The 21,021-nt window shown below is 61.8% G+C and carries 15 protein-coding genes; 9 read left to right on the top strand and 6 right to left on the bottom strand.

Annotated features, from left to right (window positions below; genetic code table 11):
• Window positions 1-2: 2 nt before the first annotated feature.
• The 4 genes from AK81_RS15225 to AK81_RS15210 all read left to right on the top strand — a co-directional run bounded on the left by AK81_RS15225 (window position 3) and on the right by AK81_RS15210 (window position 7,560).
• Window positions 3-3,182: an efflux RND transporter permease subunit gene (locus AK81_RS15225; RefSeq protein ID WP_043200137.1), complete on the top strand. Its 3,180-nt coding sequence runs from the start codon at window positions 3-5 to the stop codon at window positions 3,180-3,182.
• Window positions 3,179-4,594 carry an efflux transporter outer membrane subunit gene (locus AK81_RS15220; RefSeq protein WP_043200135.1) on the top strand — a complete coding sequence of 472 codons (1,416 nt, stop codon included), beginning with the start codon at window positions 3,179-3,181 and terminating at the stop codon, window positions 4,592-4,594. Before AK81_RS15225 ends, AK81_RS15220 begins: the two co-directional genes overlap by 4 nt.
• A gap of 217 nt (window positions 4,595-4,811) precedes the next feature.
• Window positions 4,812-5,867, top strand: a complete 1,056-nt coding sequence (locus AK81_RS15215) for a HEAT repeat domain-containing protein (protein WP_043200134.1) — start codon at window positions 4,812-4,814, stop codon at window positions 5,865-5,867.
• Between the two features lie 79 nt (window positions 5,868-5,946).
• Window positions 5,947-7,560, top strand: coding sequence for a response regulator (locus AK81_RS15210; protein ID WP_043200133.1), 1,614 nt, complete (start codon window positions 5,947-5,949; stop codon window positions 7,558-7,560).
• Between the two features lie 6 nt (window positions 7,561-7,566).
• Here the strand turns inward: AK81_RS15210 and AK81_RS15205 are convergent, their stop codons facing one another.
• The gene (locus AK81_RS15205) at window positions 7,567-9,555 is read right to left on the bottom strand and encodes an ATP-binding protein (protein ID WP_430298272.1); all 1,989 of its coding nucleotides are present in this window, start codon (window positions 9,553-9,555) and stop codon (window positions 7,567-7,569) included.
• Between the two features lie 260 nt (window positions 9,556-9,815).
• Here AK81_RS15205 and AK81_RS15200 point away from each other — a divergent pair, with 260 nt between their 5' ends.
• Window positions 9,816-10,502: a type 1 glutamine amidotransferase domain-containing protein gene (locus tag AK81_RS15200; protein WP_043200130.1), complete on the top strand. Its 687-nt coding sequence runs from the start codon at window positions 9,816-9,818 to the stop codon at window positions 10,500-10,502.
• Between the two features lie 133 nt (window positions 10,503-10,635).
• Window positions 10,636-11,442 (top strand): CSS-motif domain-containing protein, encoded by an 807-nt coding sequence (locus tag AK81_RS15195; protein WP_043200129.1) that lies wholly within the window; start codon window positions 10,636-10,638, stop codon window positions 11,440-11,442.
• Between the two features lie 22 nt (window positions 11,443-11,464).
• On the opposite strand, the gene hppD is transcribed toward AK81_RS15195, so the two are convergent.
• Window positions 11,465-12,541 (bottom strand): 4-hydroxyphenylpyruvate dioxygenase, encoded by a 1,077-nt coding sequence (gene hppD / locus AK81_RS15190; RefSeq protein ID WP_043200127.1) that lies wholly within the window; start codon window positions 12,539-12,541, stop codon window positions 11,465-11,467.
• A 299-nt stretch (window positions 12,542-12,840) separates the two neighbouring features.
• Between hppD and AK81_RS15185 the strand changes: the two genes are divergently transcribed.
• Both AK81_RS15185 and rarD read left to right on the top strand, forming a co-directional pair.
• Entirely contained in the window at window positions 12,841-14,427 is a 1,587-nt protein-coding gene (locus AK81_RS15185) for an EAL domain-containing protein (RefSeq protein WP_043200125.1), read from the top strand.
• A gap of 33 nt (window positions 14,428-14,460) precedes the next feature.
• Window positions 14,461-15,348, top strand: a complete 888-nt coding sequence (gene rarD, locus AK81_RS15180) for an EamA family transporter RarD (RefSeq protein ID WP_043200124.1) — start codon at window positions 14,461-14,463, stop codon at window positions 15,346-15,348.
• On the opposite strand, the gene AK81_RS15175 is transcribed toward rarD, so the two are convergent.
• Entirely contained in the window at window positions 15,311-16,882 is a 1,572-nt protein-coding gene (locus AK81_RS15175) for a TerC family protein (RefSeq protein WP_043200122.1), read from the bottom strand. The genes rarD and AK81_RS15175 overlap by 38 nt on opposite strands.
• Before the next feature lie 270 nt (window positions 16,883-17,152).
• Here AK81_RS15175 and AK81_RS15170 point away from each other — a divergent pair, with 270 nt between their 5' ends.
• Window positions 17,153-17,734 carry a LysE family translocator gene (locus AK81_RS15170; protein WP_043200121.1) on the top strand — a complete coding sequence of 194 codons (582 nt, stop codon included), beginning with the start codon at window positions 17,153-17,155 and terminating at the stop codon, window positions 17,732-17,734.
• Here the strand turns inward: AK81_RS15170 and AK81_RS15165 are convergent.
• From AK81_RS15165 to AK81_RS15155, 3 genes are all read right to left on the bottom strand, one after another.
• A complete protein-coding gene (locus AK81_RS15165; protein ID WP_043200120.1) occupies window positions 17,727-18,515 on the bottom strand; it encodes an AraC family transcriptional regulator in 789 nt (262 codons plus the stop codon). The genes AK81_RS15170 and AK81_RS15165 overlap by 8 nt on opposite strands.
• A gap of 42 nt (window positions 18,516-18,557) precedes the next feature.
• Entirely contained in the window at window positions 18,558-19,676 is a 1,119-nt protein-coding gene (locus tag AK81_RS15160; protein WP_043200118.1) for a glycosyltransferase 61 family protein, read from the bottom strand.
• A 73-nt stretch (window positions 19,677-19,749) separates the two neighbouring features.
• Entirely contained in the window at window positions 19,750-20,904 is a 1,155-nt protein-coding gene (locus AK81_RS15155) for a hypothetical protein (RefSeq protein ID WP_043200117.1), read from the bottom strand.
• Window positions 20,905-21,021 lie beyond the last annotated feature (117 nt).

Genomic DNA, 21,021 nt, shown 5'->3' with positions numbered 1-21,021 from the left:
CGATGAACTTCTCGAAATTCTTCATTACCCGGCCGATCTTCGCCGCAGTGCTGTCGTTGATTCTGCTGATCGCAGGCTCGATCTCGCTTTTCCAGCTGCCGATCAGCGAATACCCCGAAGTGGTGCCACCCACCGTGGTGGTGCGTGCCAACTTCCCCGGCGCCAACCCCAAGGTGATCGGCGAGACCGTCGCCGCGCCGTTGGAACAGGCCATCACCGGCGTTGAGAACATGCTGTACATGTCCTCCCAGTCCACCGCTGACGGCAAGCTGACGCTGACCATCACCTTCGCCCTGGGCACTGACCTGGACAACGCCCAGGTGCAGGTGCAGAACCGCGTCACCCGTACCCAGCCCAAGCTGCCTGAGGAAGTGACGCGTATCGGTATCACCGTCGACAAGGCCTCGCCCGACCTGACCATGGTCGTGCACCTGACGTCGCCGGACAACCGCTACGACATGCTCTACCTGTCCAACTACGCCATCCTCAACATCAAGGACGAGCTGGCGCGGCTGGGCGGCGTAGGCGACGTGCAGCTGTTCGGCATGGGCGACTACTCGCTGCGCGTGTGGCTGGACCCGAACAAGACCGCTTCGCGCAACCTCACCGCCAGTGATGTGGTAGCGGCAATCCGCGAACAGAACCGCCAGGTGGCCGCCGGTCAGCTGGGCGCGCCGCCCGCCCCCGGCTCCACCAGCTTCCAGCTGTCGATCAACACCCAAGGCCGTCTGGTCAACGAGGAAGAGTTCGAGAACATCATCATCCGTGCCGGTGCCGATGGCGAGATCACCCGCCTGAAGGACATTGCCCGGGTGGAACTCGGCTCCAGCCAGTACGCCTTGCGCTCGCTGCTGAACAACCAGCCGGCGGTGGCCATCCCGATCTTCCAGCGCCCAGGCTCCAACGCCATCGAGATCTCCGACGAAGTGCGGGCGAAAATGGCCGAGCTGAAGAAGGACTTCCCCGAAGGGATGGACTACAGCATCGTCTATGACCCGACCATCTTCGTGCGCGGCTCCATCGAAGCAGTGGTGCACACCCTGTTCGAAGCCCTGGTGCTGGTCGTACTGGTCGTCATCCTGTTCCTGCAGACCTGGCGTGCCTCGATCATCCCGCTGCTGGCCGTGCCGGTATCGTTGATCGGTACCTTTGCGGTGATGCACCTGTTCGGTTTCTCGCTTAACGCCTTGTCGCTATTCGGGTTGGTGCTGGCAATCGGCATCGTTGTGGACGACGCCATCGTCGTGGTGGAAAACGTCGAACGTAACATCGGGCTTGGCCTGAAACCGCTGGAAGCCACGCAAAAGGCAATGAGCGAGGTGACCGGGCCGATCATCGCGACCGCCCTGGTGCTGTGCGCCGTGTTCGTACCGGCTGCGTTCATTTCCGGCCTTACCGGGCAGTTCTACAAGCAGTTCGCCCTGACCATTGCCATTTCCACGGTGATCTCGGCGTTCAACTCGCTGACCCTGTCGCCGGCCCTGGCTGCCGTGCTGCTGAAGGACCACCATGCGCCCAAGGACCGTTTCTCGCGGTTCCTCGACAAGCTGCTGGGTAGCTGGCTGTTCTCGCCATTCAACCGCTTCTTCGACCGCGCCAGCCACAGCTACGTCGGTGGCGTGCGCCGGGTCATCCGCTCCAGCGGCATCGCCCTGTTCGTCTATGCCGGCCTGATGGGCCTGACCTACCTCGGCTTCTCGTCCACGCCGACCGGTTTCGTGCCGGCCCAGGACAAGCAGTACCTGGTGGCCTTCGCCCAACTGCCTGACGCCGCCAGCCTCGACCGCACCGAGGCGGTGATCAAGCGCATGAGCGAAATCGCCCTGAAACAGCCTGGTGTGGCCGACTCGGTGGCCTTCCCCGGCCTGTCGATCAACGGTTTCACCAACAGCCCGAACAGCGGCATCGTGTTCACCCCGCTCAAGCCGTTCGATGAGCGCAAGGACCCGAGCCAGTCGGCGGCGGCCATCGCGGCTGCACTGAATGCCCAGTTCGCCGACATCCAGGACGCCTACATCGCCATCTTCCCACCGCCGCCGGTACAGGGCCTGGGCACGATTGGCGGCTTCCGCCTGCAAATCGAAGACCGTGGCAACCTGGGTTACGAAGCGCTGTACAAAGAAACCCAGAACATCATCACCAAGAGCCACAACGTGCCGGAGCTGGCAGGCCTGTTCACCAGCTACCAGGTCAACGTGCCGCAGGTCGATGCTGCCATCGACCGGGAAAAGGCCAAGACCCACGGCGTGGCGATCACCGACATCTTCGACACCCTGCAGGTTTACCTGGGCTCGCTGTACACCAACGACTTCAACCGCTTTGGCCGCACCTATCAGGTCAACGTCCAGGCTGAACAGCAGTTCCGCCTCGATGCCGAGCAGATCGGCCAGTTGAAAGTGCGCAACAACTTGGGCGAGATGATCCCGCTGGCGACCTTCCTCAAGGTCAGCGACACCTCCGGGCCGGACCGCGTCATGCATTACAACGGCTTCATCACCGCAGAAATCAACGGTGCCGCAGCCCCGGGTTACAGCTCTGGCCAGGCCGAAGCTGCCATCGAGAAGCTGCTGAAAGAGGAGCTACCCAACGGCATGACCTTCGAATGGACCGACCTGACCTACCAGCAGATCCTCTCGGGCAACACTGCACTGCTGGTGTTCCCGCTGTGCGTACTGCTGGCGTTCCTGGTGCTGGCTGCCCAGTACGAAAGCTGGAGCCTGCCGCTGGCGGTGATCCTGATCGTGCCGATGACCCTGCTGTCGGCCATCACCGGTGTAATCGTGTCGGGTGGCGACAACAACATCTTTACCCAGATCGGCCTGATCGTACTGGTGGGCCTGGCGTGCAAGAACGCGATCCTGATCGTCGAGTTCGCCAAGGATGAACAGGCCAAAGGCCTGGATCCGCTGGCTGCAGTGCTGGAAGCCTGCCGCCTGCGCCTGCGGCCGATCCTGATGACTTCGATTGCCTTCATCATGGGTGTGGTTCCGCTGGTATTCAGCTCTGGTGCCGGTTCGGAAATGCGCCATGCCATGGGTGTGGCGGTGTTCTCGGGGATGATCGGCGTCACCGTATTCGGCCTGTTCCTGACCCCGGTGTTCTTCTTCCTGATTCGCCGTTTCGTCGAGCGTCGCCAGGCCCGCAAGGCCGAACGCGTTCAAGTGCTGGAGAACCATGCATGAACCTGCTCAAACCCCTGACCCCAAGCCTGCTGGCGCTGGCCCTGGCGGCCTGTGCAGTAGGCCCGGACTATCAGGCCCCGGCCACCGAACCTGCACAGCTGAGCAGCGATGTGCAGGCCAAGGCCTACGACCGTAGCCGCTTCGAAAGCCTGTGGTGGAAGCAGTTCGACGACCCGGTGCTGAACCAGCTGGTGCAGGCTTCGCTGGACGGCAACCGTGACTTGCGTGTGGCCTTCGCCCGCCTGAAATCGGCCCGTTCGATCCGCGAGGACGCCGAGAACGACCAGTTCCCGGTGGTCACCAGCCGCGCCAGCAGCGACATCGGCAAGGGCCAGATCCCCGGCCAGACCACGCAGCGGGTGAACAGCGAGCGCTATGACCTGGGCCTGGACATGGCCTGGGAGCTTGACCTGTTCGGCCGCATCCAGCGTCAGATCGAGGCCAGCGAAGCCCAGGAAGCGGTGGCCGCCGCCGACCTGCAGCAGTTGCAGGTCAGCCTGATCGCCGAACTGGTCGATGCCTACGGGCAACTGCGCGGTGCGCAATTGCGCGAGAAGATCGCCTTGGCCAACCTCAAGACCCAGCAGGAATCGCGGACCATTACCGAAACCCTGCGCGATGCCGGCGTGGGCAACGACCTCGACGTGGTACGTGCCGATGCGCGCCTGGCCGGGGTCGAAGCCACCGTGCCGCAACTGCAGGCCGAACAGGCACGGGCGCGGCACCGCATCGCCACCCTGCTTGGCCAGCGCCCGGACGCGCTCAGCGTAGACCTGTCACCCAAGGACCTGCCAGCCATCGCCAAGGCGTTGCCGGTGGGTGACCCGGGTGAACTGCTGCGCCGTCGTCCGGACATCCGCAGTGCCGAGCGCCAGTTGGCGGCCGCCACCGCCAACGTCGGCGTGGCCACGGCAGACCTGTTCCCCCGCGTCAGCCTCAGCGGCTTCCTTGGCTTTACCGCCGCACGCGGCTCGCAGATCGGCTCCTCGGCAGCCAATGCCTGGGCGCTGGGCCCAAGCATTACCTGGGCAGCCTTCGACCTGGGCAGCGTGCGGGCCCGCCTGCGCGGTGCCAAGGCCGATGCCGAAGGGGCACTGGCCAACTATGAGCAGCAGGTACTGCTGGCCCTGGAAGAATCGGCCAACGCCTTCAGCGATTACGACAAGACCCAGCAGCGGCTGCTGTCGCTGATGCGTCAGAGCGACGCCAGCCGCAAGGCAGCGGAGCTGGCTTCGATTCGATATCGCGAAGGGACGGTGGACTACTTGGTACTGCTGGATGCCGAGCGTGAGCGGCTGAGCGCTGAAGATGCGCAGGCCCAGGGCGAGGTCGAGCTGTACCGCGGCATTGTCTCCATCTACAAGGCCCTGGGTGGCGGCTGGCAACCGGAGACCGTCGCCAGCGCACGCTGATACACCTGTTTCAACGACTCCTTTGGTTGGCTCCTCCCCCAACCGTTTGCCCCGCAGGCCTTGGTCCGCGGGGCTTTTTTATGCCCTTGAATCTTCAGCGCCTGCGAGATCGAGCGCCACCGCAACACCTGATACAGACACCTGGCAGCCTGCACTCGGTTGCATTTACCCCCCGGCTGGCCCAAGCTCTGCCCTTCCCACCGCCACGGACCGTCCGATGCACAGACGCAACCGCTACCTGATCGCCCTGCTGTTGTTGATCCTGGTATCGGCCCTGTTCGGTTACCTGTGGCGCGATGAGCAGCCAGCCCCGCCGACCTTGCCTGCACACAGCTATGCCAAGGCCCTGCGCCAGGCCCATGACGGCCAACCCGGCGCTGCGCGCGTGCTGTACCAGCAACTGCAACGCAACGACCTGCCCCCAATCCGCCGCGCTGCACTCTATGCCGAGTTACCCAATTACCCCTCCCCCCAGGCGTTGAAACTCGCCCGCCAGGACCTGGAGCATGCCGACCCGCTGGTGCGCCGTGCGGCCATTGCCGGTATCCGCCGCCTGTTGCCGGCGCCGCAGCGCAGCCTGGTGCTCGGCCCGCTGCTGGACGACGACGAGCAAAGCGTGCGCTTTGCTGCCGTGGATGCCCTGCTGGGCCTCGACCCCGATGAGATCGGCCTGTACTTCGGCCCGTTACAGGCAGCCCTTGAGCAATACCAGCAGGCGCTCGAGCAACAACCCGAAGATGCCGACGCCCAGGTGCACCTGGCGCGCCTGTACCTGCACGAAAACGACTACAGCCAGGCGGCTACGGCCCTGCAGCGGGCGCTAGGGGTTGCACCCGGCAACCTCGACGCCCTGGCCACCCAGGTACGCCTGCTGGAGCGTCAGGGCCAGCACGATGCTTCGCGCCAGGTACTGGGCAAAGCTTTGGCGCTAAGCCCCGACTCGGCCTTCCTGCAGTACGAGCTGGGGCTCTGGCTGAACCGCCACGAGCAACGCGAATACGCCTTGCTGGCCTTGTCCCGCGCCGTCGAGCTGGACCCGGACAACGCCGACTACCGCTATACGCTGGCAGTCACCCTGCACGAGCTTGAACAACTCGACGCCGCGCAAAAGCAGCTGGAAACCGTACTCAACCGGCAGCCGGCCAACCGCCGGGCGCGGGTGCTGTTGATCCAGTACTCGAAAGAGACCGGGCAGTTGCAGAACGTACAAGTGCTGCTGGCCGAACTGGAGCGGCAGAACCCGGACGACCCCGTACTGCAACAGGGCCTGTAGGGAACATCTGAATATTGTTGAACCCTGGGCGTGGGCACAGGGTCCAGTGGGTATCAGGCCACCCTACAGGAGAGTCATTTTGGCCCATTCACTGGCGCTGGATGAACGTGCCTTGATCCTGGCACCCCCGCCATTAGCGGCGGACACCTCGCGCCTGCTCGCCTCAGCCGGCATCGATAGCCTGTGCGCCGTCGACCTGCCCAACCTGCAGACTTGCCTGGCTGAAGGCGCAGGCCTGGCAATCATTGCCGAGCAAGTGTTCAGCCAAGGCCCAAGCGCTTTGTTGCAGGCATTCATCGACCAGCAACAGAGCTGGTCGGACCTGCCCATCGTGCTGCTCATGCAGGGTGCCTGGTCGGCCACTGGAGCGGGTAACCACCCGGTGGGCAATCTTTTACTGCTCATCGCCCCGTTCGACAACGCCCAACTGCTGCACATGACCCAATCTGCCCTGCGCAACCGGCGCCGGCAGTACCGGGCACGCGACAAGTTGCAGGATCTGCAGCAGCGCCTGAACACGCCTGTTGCGTTGCCAGACGAGGCACAGGAACGCAACGAGTTCGCCCGCTACCAGGCACGCAAGATGGAAGCCATTGGCCAGCTGGCGGGGGGAGTTGCTCATGACTTCAACAACCTGCTCACCAGCATTGGCGGCAGCTTCGAGCTGATTGACAGGCGCCTGCAACAAGGCCGCAACGATGGCCTTGAGAACGTGCTGCGCATGGGCCGTGAGGCGGTAGCACGCGCTGCCCGCCTGACCCACCGCTTGCTGGCCTTCTCCTCCCGCCAATCGCTGAACAGCCAGCGTGTCGACCTGCACGGCCTGCTCCAGGAGAAACGCCTGAAGGCCTGCCTGAGCCCTGCCGTCACCTTGCACGTGCACATCGCCAACGGCCTGTGGCCTGTAGAAGCCGATGACCAGCAGTTGCAGGAAGCCCTCGACAACCTCCTGCTCAATGCCTGCGAAGCCATGCCCAGCGGCGGCCAGCTACGAATCGAGGCGAGCAACCAGCACATCGAGAGCAAGCAGTTCACCAGCGGGTCTCCGTGCGCCGGTGACTATCTGCGCCTGAGCATCATCGATGACGGCCAAGGCATGGCGCCAAGCACACTGGAGCACGCCTTCGAGCCCTTTTTCAGTACCAAGGCGATTGGCCAGGGCATCGGCCTGGGCCTGTCGATGGTCTACGGCTTCAGCAAGCAGTCTCGCGGGCATGTCACCCTGCACAGCCAGATCGGCCAGGGCACCCGTGTAGACCTGTACCTGCCGCGCCATATCGGCCTGGCCAAGAAACCGAACAAGCCGGTACCTGTGCAAGGTAGCCGGGGCCGTCACGTGCTGGTGGTCGAGGACGACCCCCATGTGCGTCAATTGCTGTGCCAGGCCCTGCGTGAGAGCGGCTATCCCTGCTGCAGTGCGGCCAACGCAACCCAGGGGCTCAAGGTACTGCGCTCTGCACAACCCGTTGATCTACTGGTCAGCGACGTCGGGTTGCCCGGCATGAATGGCCGGCAACTGGCCGAAATTGCGCGCAGCCTGCGCCCGCACTTGCCGGTGCTGTTCATCACCGGCTACGCGGAAACGGCCATGGCCCGCGAGGGGTTCCTGGGCACGGGCATGCACCTGATCTGCAAACCGTTCGAACTGAAAGCGCTACAGACGCAGGTAACGCAGATTCTTGGCCAGCCCTGAACCCCATCATTGTTCGAGCATGCGTAGCGCCTGATCGGCAAGGTCCGCCAGCAAAAACGGTTTGTTCATCAATGCCGTGCCCGGCTGATCAAGCAACTGCGCTTCAATGGGCTGGTCCGCATAACCGGTGATGAACAGGATCTTCTGCAGCGGAAGCTGCATGCGCATGGCCTTGGCCACCTGCCGCCCACTGAAACCGCCCGGTAGACCAATATCCGTGATAACCAGATCGAAGGCGTCCTCAAGGCGAAAGCGCTCCAGTGCGGTATTGGCATCGCCCACATCAGTGACCACAAAACCGCGTTCGGTCAGGTACTCGCGCATTACGGTACGCAAGTTGAGTTCGTCATCCACCAGAAGCAAACGCTCGCCCTGGGCCATGCGCTGGGAGCGCTGCACGGGTTTGGGCTCTTCGGGAACCGGCTCATGGCACCTTGGGAACAGCATGGAAACCCTGGTGCCCTGGCTTGCGCCCGATTCGATCCACGCATATCCCCCCGATTGACCGACAAAGCCGTACACCATCGATAGCCCTAGCCCGGAACCACGTCCGATGGCCTTGGTGGTGAAGAATGGCTCAAAGGCCTTGGCAATTTCCTCCGCCGACATGCCATGGCCGTCGTCCTCGACATGCAAGGCCACATAGTCACCTGGTGGCAGGCCACTCTCATTAGGAAAACTGGCCGTCAACCGCTCATTGACGCTGCGAACAGTGATATTCCCACGTTCCAGGCAAGCCTCTCGGGCATTGGCACAGAGATTGACCAAGGCATTTTCAAGTTGGGGAATGTCAAGGCAAACCGCCCACGGTGCTACATCCAGTTGCCAGTGCAAGCGCATCTCTGCGCCCAGCGTCTTGAGTAGCAACGGCTCGCTTTGCCGCAGCTGCCTATTGAAGTCCAGTGGCTTGGGTGCAAGGGGTTGATGCCGAGAGAATGCCAGCAGGCGATGAGTGAGCTCCATGGCGCGCAACACCGAGTCGCGAGCGACCTCCACATAAGCGTCGATCCGCTCCAGGCGCCCATCCTGAAGGCGCCGCTGCAGCAGTTCGAGGCTGCCACCGATACCTGACAGCAGGTTGTTCATCTCATGGCCCATGCCCCCGGCCAGTTGGCCCACCACCTCCATGCGTTCGCTGTTGCGCATCAGCGCTTCAGACTGGCGCGCGGCCTCTTCGCGGTCTCCGGTGATATCCCGACCGACTGCCGTCAGCAGGTTGCCGTCGAACCGGGCACTCCAGCGAAACCAGTGATAATGGCCATCGCGGTGACGCAAGCGAGTCTCCAGTTGCTCGGCATCGTGGTATTGGAGGAGCCCGGTGACGGCCACCTGTACTTCGCTGCGATCCGCCGGATGCACCAGCTCCAGTAACGGCATATCGTGAACCTGCTCCTCAGCCCAGCCCAGAATGCGGTACCAGGCTGGGTTGGCGGCATACACCCTGAGCGCAGGGGTTACCGTCATCATTGCATCCCGCGACAGCTGCCAGATCTGCTCGCGCTCGGCCACATGCCGCTCGATCTGCCGTTCAAAACCCTGCGCCTGCTCACGCCAACGATGGTGCGCATCAACGCTGTCTGTGATTTCGATCACCGTGTGCAGAAACCCCGCCACGTTTCCGAGTTCATCGTGCAGAGGTGCATAACCGAACGCGCACCACAGCGGCTCGCTGCCTTCGCCGCAGACGATACGCAGGGGTGGGTCCTCGACAAAGTTCGAGCGCCCTTCAAGCGCCTTGAATACCCAGGGCCCGATTGCCGGCCAGAGATCACTCCAGAGCGTATCGAACACATTGCCCAGCGCGTCTGGCCAGGCGGCCCGCAGCGCCCGATAGCCATCGTTGTGCACCACGCACAGGTCTGTCCCCCAGACCACCGCACAGGGGAACGGAGACAAGTGCATCATGTCGACGGCAATGCGCAACGAGGCCGGCCAGCACGGCAACGGTCCAAGTGAAGTACGCCCCCAGTCAAAATGCGCAATTCGTTCGCTCATCAGGTCGAGCGGTGCCGAGACAGGGGTTTTCAAGGTGAGCTGCCGCGCAGGTTTACGCGGCGTACCGTGTACAGCCAATAGCGTTACTCCAGCAATGCGAAGATTTACCCCGGGGTGCCCAGGTTGCCACGAGGGTTTCGTTCAAGTTAGCACAGCACAAGCTGCGCACTATGGCGTACTTGCACTTGGCAGCTATGCTGATTAGGTTTTCCCCGGGCCAAGGAACAGCGGCCCTTCAGGTTGCCGACGGGAGCGTGGTCATGAGCAAGAAAATGCTGGTGGTGCTGACCAATACAGCCAAGTATCCGACTTTGAAACGGGCGACCGGGCTGTGGCTGGGTGAAGCGGTGCACTTTGTCGAGAAAGTCGAAAAGGCCGGCTACACGGTCGACTATGTCAGCCCACAGGGCGGCTACGTCCCTATCGACCCACACAGCCTGCAGATGGCCCCCGACCTGGACTGGCAATGGTATGACGACAAGCGTTTCATGACCCGCCTGGGCACCACCCTGAGCCCTGGCCAGGTAAAGGCCGACGAATACAGTGTCATCTACTACACCGGTGGACATGGTGTGATGTACGACTTTGCCGAGGACAAGCCGCTGCAGGAGCTGGCGCGCAAAGTCTACGAAAAGGGCGGCATCGTTGCGGCTGTCTGCCACGGTGTAGCCGGCCTGCTTAACATCAAGCTCAGCGACAACAGCCTTCTATTGAAGGGTCGCAAAGTGACCGGCTTTTCCGATATCGAGGAGCAACTGGTTGAGCTGGACAGGGTGGTGCCTTTCTCGACGGAAAAAGAGCTGGGTGGCCGCGGCGGCGAGTACAGCAAACATGATGACCCGTGGAAACCCTACGTGGTCGAGGATGGCCGGCTGATCACCGGGCAGAACCCGGACTCCACTGCGCTGCTCGCGGAGAAAGTACTGGAGAACCTCAACGGCAGGTAACGCCTTACATCAGCCTTCTGGCTTTCCTCCCGCGCAGACTTCACGCGGACTACAGCCGGCCGGTCATTGAATGCGTAGGCTCTGGGCTCAGCTGTACACCACGAACAGCTTCTGCCCGGAGAACTGATGCACCATGTTGAAACCCATGCACGCCGGGCGCCGCCTGCGGGAGCTCCTGCTGCTCACCACTGTAGGCTTGGTGCCTGTGATATCCGGTTTGTTGGTGATGATTGTTCAACTGGAAATGAAGCTTGCGGAAAACGCGGCCATTTCTGTTCAGGAAGCGGTTTTCAGCGTTGACCAGGCGCTGAATCGGCTGCATGAGTCTGCCCAGCGTACCCTGCCACTGGCAGGCCAGCCCTGCGAAAGCGTCAAAAGCGTTTTACAGGAGCAGGTCGTGAGCCGCTCCATGCTCAGGTCGTTGACCCTAGTAAAGGGCAATGAAGCCTACTGCAGCAGCACTTCAGACTCACTGGACTACTTATCTGCCTTCGCCTCATCGGGCCAACAGGTCGATCTGTCCTATGGGCCACCTGACAAGCGCCGCAAACTGCTGGTCAACTTTTACCTGCAAGGCAACGAAAGCGGCGTAATCGTGACCGCATATGCCTCACAGCTGCGCAACGAACTGGATGGTTTTCAGGATGGCCTGACACTGCTGGTGGAGTTCGGCGACCGCTATATCTGGAGCAAAGGCGACAGCCGTGACGCACAGCGCCCCTCGCAGTCCGAGTTTTTGGCAACCGCATTGTCGGCCAAGTATGGCTACAGGGTAAAAGGCGGCTACGCGCAGGGTTACACCGCCCAGGAAATCCGCCAGTCCATGCTGCAGATCCTGCCCTCGTTGATGCTGGTAGGGATCGTGACCGGCTCGATCGTCTATCTGGGCCTGTACCGGGCACGCTCCAGCAGCCGTGATAGAGCCGCCAACGCTACATGAAGGCGGCGCTACCCAGAGGGCATCAGTCGGTGCTTAGCACACCGCGGCGTACCTGGTCACGTTCGATGGACTCGAACAACGCCTTGAAGTTACCTTCGCCAAAGCCATCATCCCCTTTGCGCTGGATAAACTCGAAGAACACCGGGCCAAGCAGGGTTTCCGAGAAAATCTGCAGCAGCAGGCGCTTGTCGCCGGGCTGCGAGGCACCATCAAGCAAGATGCCGCGGGCTTGCAACTGGTCGACCGGTTCGCCGTGACCGGGCAGCCGCTCTTCGAGCATTTCGTAGTAGGTTTGCGGCGGCGCAGTCATGAAGCGCATGCCGAAGCCTTTCAGGGCGTCCCAGGTCTTGAGCAGATCGTCGGTCAGGAAGGCCACGTGCTGGATACCTTCGCCGTTGAACTGCATCAGGAACTCTTCGATCTGGCCGGCACCCTTGGACGACTCTTCGTTGAGCGGGATGCGGATCATGCCATCGGGAGCGGTCATGGCCTTGGAGGTCAGGCCAGTATATTCACCCTTGATGTCGAAGTAGCGGATTTCGCGGAAGTTGAACAGCTTCTCGTAGAAGCCAGCCCAGTAGGCCATGCGCCCGCGGTACACGTTGTGGGTAAGGTGGTCGATGATTTTCAAACCAGCACCCACTGGGTTGCGGTCCACACCCTCGATGAAATTGAAATCGATGTCGTAGATCGAGCTGCCTTCGTCGAAGCGGTCGATCAGGTACAGCGGCGCACCACCGATGCCTTTGATTGCCGGCAAGCGCAGCTCCATCGGGCCGGTTTCGATTTCAACCGGCTGAGCGCCCAGTTCCAGGGCACGGGCATAGGCCTCATGGGCATTGCGCACACGGAACGCCATGCCGCACACCGACGGGCCGTGTTCGGCAGCGAAGTAGGAGGCGACGCTCTTGGGTTCGTTGTTCAGAATCAGGTTGATGCCACCTTGGCGGTACAGGTGCACATCCTTGGAGCGGTGGCTGGCCACCTTGGTGAAACCCAGAATCTGGAAGACCGGCTCGAGTACGCCAGGGGTCGGCGAAGCCAGTTCGATGAATTCGAAGCCCATCAGGCCCATCGGGTTTTCGAAAATATCAGCCATGTTCGTGTCCTCATCTGCAGCGAAAGATTATTGATTGCGTGGGATGTGGAACAGAAACGGGGGGGAGCACGGGATTCCGCGCACGCTGCGGGCGAGGAAGTCACCTATGATCAGCTTGAACCCATGGTATGTCATATGGACCCATTCTCGGCGGGCTTGATCCTTCGGAATTGAAGGACCTTATTGTTGTATTCGTAAATGGATTCTACATGGCGTAAAAAAGTTTGTCGCGTTTTAGTTGGCCGCACGTTCCGACCAGCGGCTATCCTCTCGTTACCCTTCATACAGATCACTTCAGCATGCCCCTTACCGCTAAACGCCGCGCCAGCCTGGGCTGGCGCAACCTGCTGCCCTGGGTCGTCGGCGTGCTGCCGGTATTGTGCGGCCTTGCCGTGATGAACTGGCAGGTCGAGCGCGAGATGCAGGCCAACAGCCAGGCCACCACACGCCAAGCGGTGGAGCACGTCGAACGCATCCTCGACAACTTGTCCGGTGCTGCCAATGCCCTACTGCCCCTGACCGTCAGCCCTTGCGACCAGGTCCAGCTTGCGCTGCGTGCCCAGGTTACCCGCAATGCCTTCGTGCGCTCGACCAACCTGTTCAGGCACAACAACCTTTATTGCACTTCGCTGTTCGGTGAATTCGACGAACCGGTCAATGCCAGCGACTACACCGACGGCAAACTGTGGCTGATGGACGGCAACTCGGTCACCCCAGGGCATCCGCTGCTGGTGTACCGCGCCAGCGACGGCGACAACGGCGCAATCACCACGGTGGATGGCGACCATTTGTTGACCGCATTGCGCCTGATCGGCCCCGACGAAGACCTGCAGATACGCGTGGGCAACGCCTGGATGGGCAAGGACGGCGTTGTACATAAAGGCGTACCACCTGCCGCAGCCAGTGCCAACGTGTTGCTGGGCTCGACGCGTTACCCGTTCAGCGTGCAGGGCGGCTATAGCGCCGACAAGCAAGGCCAGTTGCTGCGCAGCCACTACCCTGCCCTGCTCAGCCTGCTGCTGGTGCTGGGTGCCGTGGCCGCGCTGGTTTGCCGCTGGCAGATTCGCCGCGCCACCTCGCCCCGTGCCGAGCTGGATCGGGCCCTGCAAGCAGACGAATTTCTGCCGTACTTCCAGCCAGTGGTGCGCAAGGGCGATTACCGCTGGGCTGGTGCCGAAGTGCTGATGCGCTGGAACCATCCGCGAGAAGGCCTGGTTCGCCCTGACCTGTTCATTCCCTATGCCGAGCACAGCGGGCAGATCGTCGCCATGACCCGGGCGCTGATGATGCACACTGCCCAGAGCCTCGCGCCCTATGCCGGGCTGCTGGAGGACGGTTTCCACATCGGGGTCAACATCACCGCCGACCACTGCCGCGACTTGCGCCTGCTGGACGATTGCCGCACCTTCCTGCAGCACTTCCCGCCGGGACGGGTGGTACTGACCCTGGAGCTGACCGAGCGCAAGCTGATCGAGCCCACCCCCGTGACCCTGGAACTGTTCGAGAAGCTGCATGCCATGGGTGTGATGATTGCACTCGACGATTTCGGCACGGGGCAGTCCAGCCTCAATTACCTGCGCCAGTTCAAGGTCGACTACCTGAAAATCGACCAGAGCTTCGTCGCCATGATCGGTGGTGATGCGCTGTCGCTGCACATTCTCGAAACCATCATCGAGCTGTCAGCCAAACTGGGCCTCGGTATCGTTGCCGAAGGTGTCGAAAGCGAAACCCAGCGCGACTACCTGGCCCGCCATGGCGTGGACTTCCAACAAGGCTACCTGTTCGCCAGGCCCATGCCGGCGGCGCAGTTCCTTGAGGCACTGGCCGCACATCCGGGCGCGTCACGGTTGCCGCAAGGCCCGCCCCCTGAGATCATGCGCGGCTGATCCAACCGCTCAACTCCCCTATTCGAGGCACTTGTGTCAAAAGGCATTGTTTCATCGGTCATGGCGTCCTGCCTGTTCGCTGTGATGTACTTCTATACCTCGCTGCTCGCGCCACTCGATGGCGAAGAGATCTTTGGCTGGCGCACCCTGCTGACGCTGCCCTGCCTCACCTTGTTCATGCTTGTCTCGAAGGACTGGAAACGGGTAGGTGAGCTGCTGGCCCGGGTAAAACGCACGCCAGTGCTGTTGCTGGGTATGGTCGGTACGTCGTGGCTGATGGGCGTGCAGTTGTGGCTGTTCCTGTGGGCGCCCCTGCACGGGCGAAGCCTGGAAGTGTCGATGGGCTACTTTCTGCTGCCGCTGACCATGGTCCTGACCGGTCGGCTGGTGTATGGCGAGCGCCTGTCGCGCCTGCAGAAGGTAGCCGTGGCCTGCGCCGCGCTGGGTGTAGGCCACGAGCTGTACCAAAATGGCAGTTTTGCCTGGGAAACCCTGCTGGTGACGATTGGCTACCCGATCTACTTCGTACTGCGTCGGCGTTGCCGCACCGACCACCTGGGTGGTCTGTGGTGCGACATGTGCCTGCTGCTGCCATGGGCACTGTACTTCGTGATCCAGGGCCCGCTTTCGTCTGAGGACCTGCAGGCTCACCCGGGCCTGTATGCCCTGATCCCGGTCCTTGGGGCCATCAGCGCATCGGCCCTGATCGCCTATGTGCTGGCCAGTCGCTTGTTGCCATTCAGCCTGTTCGGCCTGCTCAGCTACGTCGAGCCCGTGCTGCTGGTGGGGGTGGCGCTGCTGCTGGGCGAAACCATCGGCCCGGATCAGTGGCTGACTTACCTGCCGATCTGGGCCGCGGTGCTGGTACTGGTGCTAGAAGGCTTCAAGCACCTGCTGCGTCAGCGTCGCCGTTCGGTATAAGCCGAACCTGGCGCACCCGCCGCTCTTCAACCGCCTCCACGGTCAGCGTCCAGCCATTCCAGGCCAGGCGGTCACCCACCATCGGCAGGCGGTCGAGCAGGCTCATCACCAGGCCTGCCAGGGTCTGGTAATCGTCAGTCGCACGGGCACTGAAGCCAGTACGTGCCTGCACCTGGGTCAGGTTCAGTGCACCGCTCACCACAAAGCCCTCGCCCTCCTGGACGATGCCGGGGCCTTCAACCTCGCTCGCATCCGGCAGTTCGCCGGCAATCGACTCAAGGATGTCGGTCATGGTCAGCAGGCCGGTGAAGTCACCAAACTCATTGACCACGAAGGCGATGTGGGTCGACTGACTACGCATCTGTTCCAGGGCGTTGAGGATGCTGAAGCTCTCCAGCAGGTTCAACGGCGCCCGTGCCATGCCTTCCAGATCCGGCTGGTTGCCCGACAACAACTCCTTGAGCAGCTCCTTCTTGTGCACGAAGCCCAGGGGCTCGTCGACGCGGCCATCACGTATCAACGGCAGGCGCGAGTACGGCGAGTTGGCCAAGGCCTGGGTAATGGCTTCGGCCGGTTGCGCCAGGTCAATCACATCGACCTCGGTACGTGCGGTCATCACCGTACGGATCGGCCGCTCGGCCAGGTTCAGTACGCCACTGATCATTACCCGCTCACGGCGGTCGAACAGCACCTGTTCCTCGCCACCTTCGACCAGGTCGGCAATTTCCTCGCCCACCTCGTCAGCCTCGACCCGGCGGCCGCCCAGCAGGCGCAGCACGGCATGCGCGGTGCGTTCACGCAGCGGCCGGTGCTGCTGCAAACTGCGCTTGCGGCGGGCACGGGCCAGCTGGTTGAACAGCTCGATCAGGATCGAGAAACCGATCGCTGCGTACAGGTAGCCTTTCGGTATATGGAAGCCCAGGCCCTCGGCGGTGAGGCTGAAGCCGATCATCATCAGGAAGCCCAGGCACAGCATGATCACCGTGGGGTGGGCGTTGACGAAGCGGGTCAGCGGCTTGCTGGCAACGATCATGATACCGATCGAGAAGATCACCGCGATCATCATCACCGACAGCTCATCGACCATGCCCACTGCCGTGATCACCGCATCCAGCGAGAACACTGCGTCCAGCACCACGATCTGGGCGACGATAGGCCAGAATGCCGCATGACGCAGCGTGCCACTGGCCTGGGTCACATGGCCTTCCAGGCGTTCGTGCAACTCCATGGTGGCCTTGAACAGCAGGAACACACCACCGAACAGCATGATCAGGTCACGGCCAGAGAAGCTCTTGCCGAACACGTCGATCAAAGGTGCGGTGAGGGTGACCATCCACGAAATACTGGCCAACAGGCCCAGCCGCATGATCAATGCCAGGCTCAGGCCAATCACCCGCGCGCGGTCGCGCTGATGCGGTGGCAGCTTGTCTGCCAGGATGGCAATGAACACCAGGTTGTCGATACCCAGCACCAGCTCCAGGACAATAAGCGTCAACAGGCCTAGCCAGGCCGTGGGGTCAGCTAGCCATTCCATTAGCGGGTGCTCACGAGGGAGGCGTCACGGGGACGGGGGGAGGATGGCCAGATTGGCCGAAAACACGGGGGCTCCGCGAAGGTGCTCATATCAACCTTGATAGCAAATTGGGAAAAAGATCCTACAAGCAAAGCAGGTTTCTCTTATAGCGCAAAACTATTACAAAACCTGTAACGGGTGTGGGTCTGCATTTTATGGGTACTTTTGTTCAATACTCTCGACAGCAAACCGATGAAAATCATGGCTTCTTCCCACCACCGGATCCCTCTCATGAGCCTGTCCCTGTCCATGGCCGCCTTCGCACTGGCGGCGTCGATCTCCCCCGGCCCGGTCAACATCGTTGCCCTGAGCAGCGGCGCCAGCCACGGCTTACGCGCCAGCCTGGCGCATGTGGCCGGCGCCACGCTGGGCTTCTGTCTGTTGCTGGTGCTGGTCGGGCTGGGCCTGCACCAGCTGCTGCTGCGCTGGCCTGTGCTGGGCCTGCTGCTGCACTGGGGAGGGGTGATGTTTCTGCTGTACATGGCGTGGAAACTGGCCCGCGACGATGGCCAGCTGACTGGCGCGCACTCAACACCCGCCCCCTCGGCCTGGCACGGCGCGGCCATGCAATGGCTGAATCCCAAGGCCTGGCTGGCCGCAGTGGCCGGGGTCGGTGCTTACACCGGCGGTGAGCAGCACTTGCTGTGGTTGTTCACCTGGATCTACGGGCCGATCTGTTTCATTTCGGTGGCCAGTTGGGCATGGGCCGGCAGCGTGATTCGCCAGTACCTGAGCAACCCACGGCACATGCGCCTGCTCAATCGAGGGTTGGCGGTGTTGCTGGTGGGCAGTGCTGTCTACCTGGTTATCTGACGCCGGTGGCATTGCGGTAATGACCCGGCGTCGCAGCCAGATGCTTTTTGAAAGCCCGCTGCAAGTGCGCCTGGTCGGCAAAACCGGCCTCCTGCGCAACCTCGGCAATCGCCCGCCCCTGACGCAACAGCGCCCTGGCCAGCTGAACGCGCTGGTCGAGCAGGTAGCCATGTGGTGTCAACCCGTAATGTTGGCGGAAGGCACGTATCAGGTAGGCGCGCGACAGCCCACACGCTGTGCAGATATCTTCCAGGCTCAACGGGTCGCTGCGATGGGCGCGTATGAACGCTGCTGCCGCGCCCAGCCGCGGATTACCCCCTTCGCTCATACGGGCGTTGGCGCCGAGAAAGCCAGGCAATGTACCGAACAGGGCTGCCAAGCGATCTTCCCGATCAGGCACGCCCACATCGAACAGGTCAGCAAAGCCCTGCAATAACCGTTGGTACAACGCAGGCGAGGCACTCCATGTCTGCGTCGGCAATTCGAAGCCTTGCACCTGTAACCAGGGCAAGTCGACGAAGAGCATGAGGTAAGACCAGGGCTCACCGTCGATGGGGTTACAGGTATGCACAACGCCCGGGTTCATCAGTACTGTGGTACCGGCCCCTACCTGCATGCGCAGGTCACCGTTCATGTAGGTGCTTCGCCCACCGGTGATCACACCGATTGAAAAGCTCTCATGGGAGTGCGCGGCGTAGCACACCTGCCGCCCGTCCCCTACCCGCCGCGCTTCGACAAAGGGCAGTGCAGGGTCACGCCAGAACCGCGAAACCTCGATCATCCCCTTGCCCACTCACCGCCGACATGCACCGATACTACACATTTACCGTGGAAACAGGTCCAGCGTCCGCTCCACCTCACCGATATCGATCCGGAAACCATCGCCCTCCTGTATCCCGACCACAAAGCCGAAATGCTGATGGTCGCGATCGGTCAGGTATTTGTAGTAGCTGACAAACCGGTCAGGCGGCTGCAACGTCAACAGGCTACCGCCGGGCTGCAGTACATTCACCCCATGCACCAATTGGCTACCCTCCACGCCAATGACCACCTTTGCGCCTGCGCAGGCTGCAACAATACTTGGCACATCGGACTTGAGCGGGTTGACCACACGGAAACCGCGGGTGACACGCAGGTGCTCGGCGAGCTCCAGCTCATTGCGCAACAAGCGCAAGTCGCCGTCACCACCACGCAGCAGGAATACGCCAGGATGAGGGGCATGCGGCACGTGCGACAGCAGTTTGTCCCCCATGGCCTGGTAACGGGCATGACGGCTGCGGTTATTGCCCTGGTCATCGAACAGCACCAGCTCACGGAAAAACGCACTGCGCAGGCGCAGCGGCTTCATGCCCAGCCAGTCTTCATAGGCCGGCCCCTGGGTAAACAGCGGGTACCTGGCCGATGGCGCGGTGGTTACCGGTATACCTTCGTTACAGGCCAGCGCATAGGTCGGGCAATCTTCCATCAGCCAGGTGCCGAACCACGAATTGCCGTTTTGCGTGCAATAAATGGCTCCACGGTCTATTTCGTTGTCCACGATAATGGTCGGAAAGGTGCTTGGCTTCATCGACAGCCAGTGGCTGGCCTTGCCCTTGTACAACGCGCCATCGACCAGCCACACATTCTTGATCAGGTAGCCACGGGTTGGCCCTTGCAGCGTGCTGATGCCGCCCTCCATGGTGCGAGCGGGGTGCACGTAGGGGTAAAAACGCTTGCCCTCCCAGCCCGTAACCCGCTCCAACTGACCAGGCAGGAAAATAGCCGGCGGCGACACCGTGGTTTCGCCTGGGGCAATGTCCCAACTCTTGGAGGCGATGCTCTTGAGGTCGATAGCCGTGTTCTTGCCCAGCCGTTTGCGCGCCATGTACCGATAGGCGGCCAAGGTCCAGGTGCGCTGCTTCGCTGCGGACGATGCACTGAACTGCGAGATGTCGCTTCCCATGAAGCGTCCTCCCCTTATGACGAAATCTGAACCCTGGCGTAAAGCGCCAGATCAATGCATCCCTGGCAGCCACTCAGTTACACGTGACTCTTTCCATGGTGGGCGGTGACTGCAAGCTGGCGTAACGGCTGCGCAGGGTTTCCACGAACGGTTCACCCGCACCGTTGCCACCATAGAGGTAAATCTTGTGCAGGCCCCCAAACACCATTTCGTGGTAGCGGCTGGCAACCTCCTCATCGCTTGGGCCATCGGGCAACCCCAAATGGAGCGTGAGTTTGTCGCCCTCCACTGCGAACATCGGCGTATCCCACAAGAACTTCGCCGTACCGGTCTTGGGCAAACGGATAAACAGATAGGCATGGTTGCCCAACGAGTCGATGTCCCCGCCGCGACGGCGCTTCCATTTCAGCAGGCCGTCGTCCGGGCGCGCGAGGCACAAACCGATGTCGTAATAATCGAAGCCCTGCTCCAATGCCCATTCAAGCGCCATGAAGGTGGTGATCGAATTCACCTCCCGCAGCCTCTTGGCGTCACTGAATACCGCCTCGCAGTAGCCGAAACGCAACGTGCTCCAGTAACGTTTGCCGCCGCGTACCACTTCGCAACCCAAGTGGCAGCCGATCACTTCATCACCCAACGTGATCAGGTCGAGCCGGCCGACGCTTTTGGCAATGCGGAACACTTCTTCCGTGGGGAACTGCGCAGCATGGATACCCTGCCTGGCGGTGGCATAGGGGCGTAGCAGCTCAAGGTCTGCCATGGCGATCTCGTCGTCCGAGAGGGCCTGGCGCATCTGGTACAGCGGGCGATTCTTGCGGATGCTGCGCCGCAGTTCGCTGTCGTAGCGCGCCGTGATGTCCTCCAGCGAACGGCCCAGCGGCACTACGGCGCTCAGGTAGTGCGGCACTGACAGCGCCCCCGACGAGGGCATTTCGCTGATGACCACGACATGGCTGGCAGCCGCCGTGGCACTTGCACTGTCCACAATCGAAGCGCTGCCCTGGCCCTTGCCACCAATCAGCAGCTTGGCCATTTCCCGCTGTTGCTTGCGGCCGATATAGAGAATTTCGTAAGGGCTCTCCTGCTGTAGCCGAAATCTGGCTACTTCCCAACGCCAGAAACAGGCACGCGCCGCCATTTCCCGAGCTTTGCTGGCCAGCAGCCTCATTTCATAGCGCATCGAGGGTGACAGGAGCTTTCGCGCCACAGCCGTCAAGGTCTCTTTCATTTCTTCTTCGACGTCCTTTGAGGTGCTCTATGGTCTATCTGAAAAAGAGAAAAAATCAGCAAAAACACTTAACGCTTTGATTTTTATAGTGTGCCCTGAAACTTGCTTATCACATCC

The sequence above is a fragment of the Pseudomonas putida W15Oct28 genome (assembly GCF_000708715.2).
Lineage (GTDB): Bacteria > Pseudomonadota > Gammaproteobacteria > Pseudomonadales > Pseudomonadaceae > Aquipseudomonas > Aquipseudomonas putida_R.
This window is presented reverse-complemented; position numbering and strand designations above follow the sequence as displayed.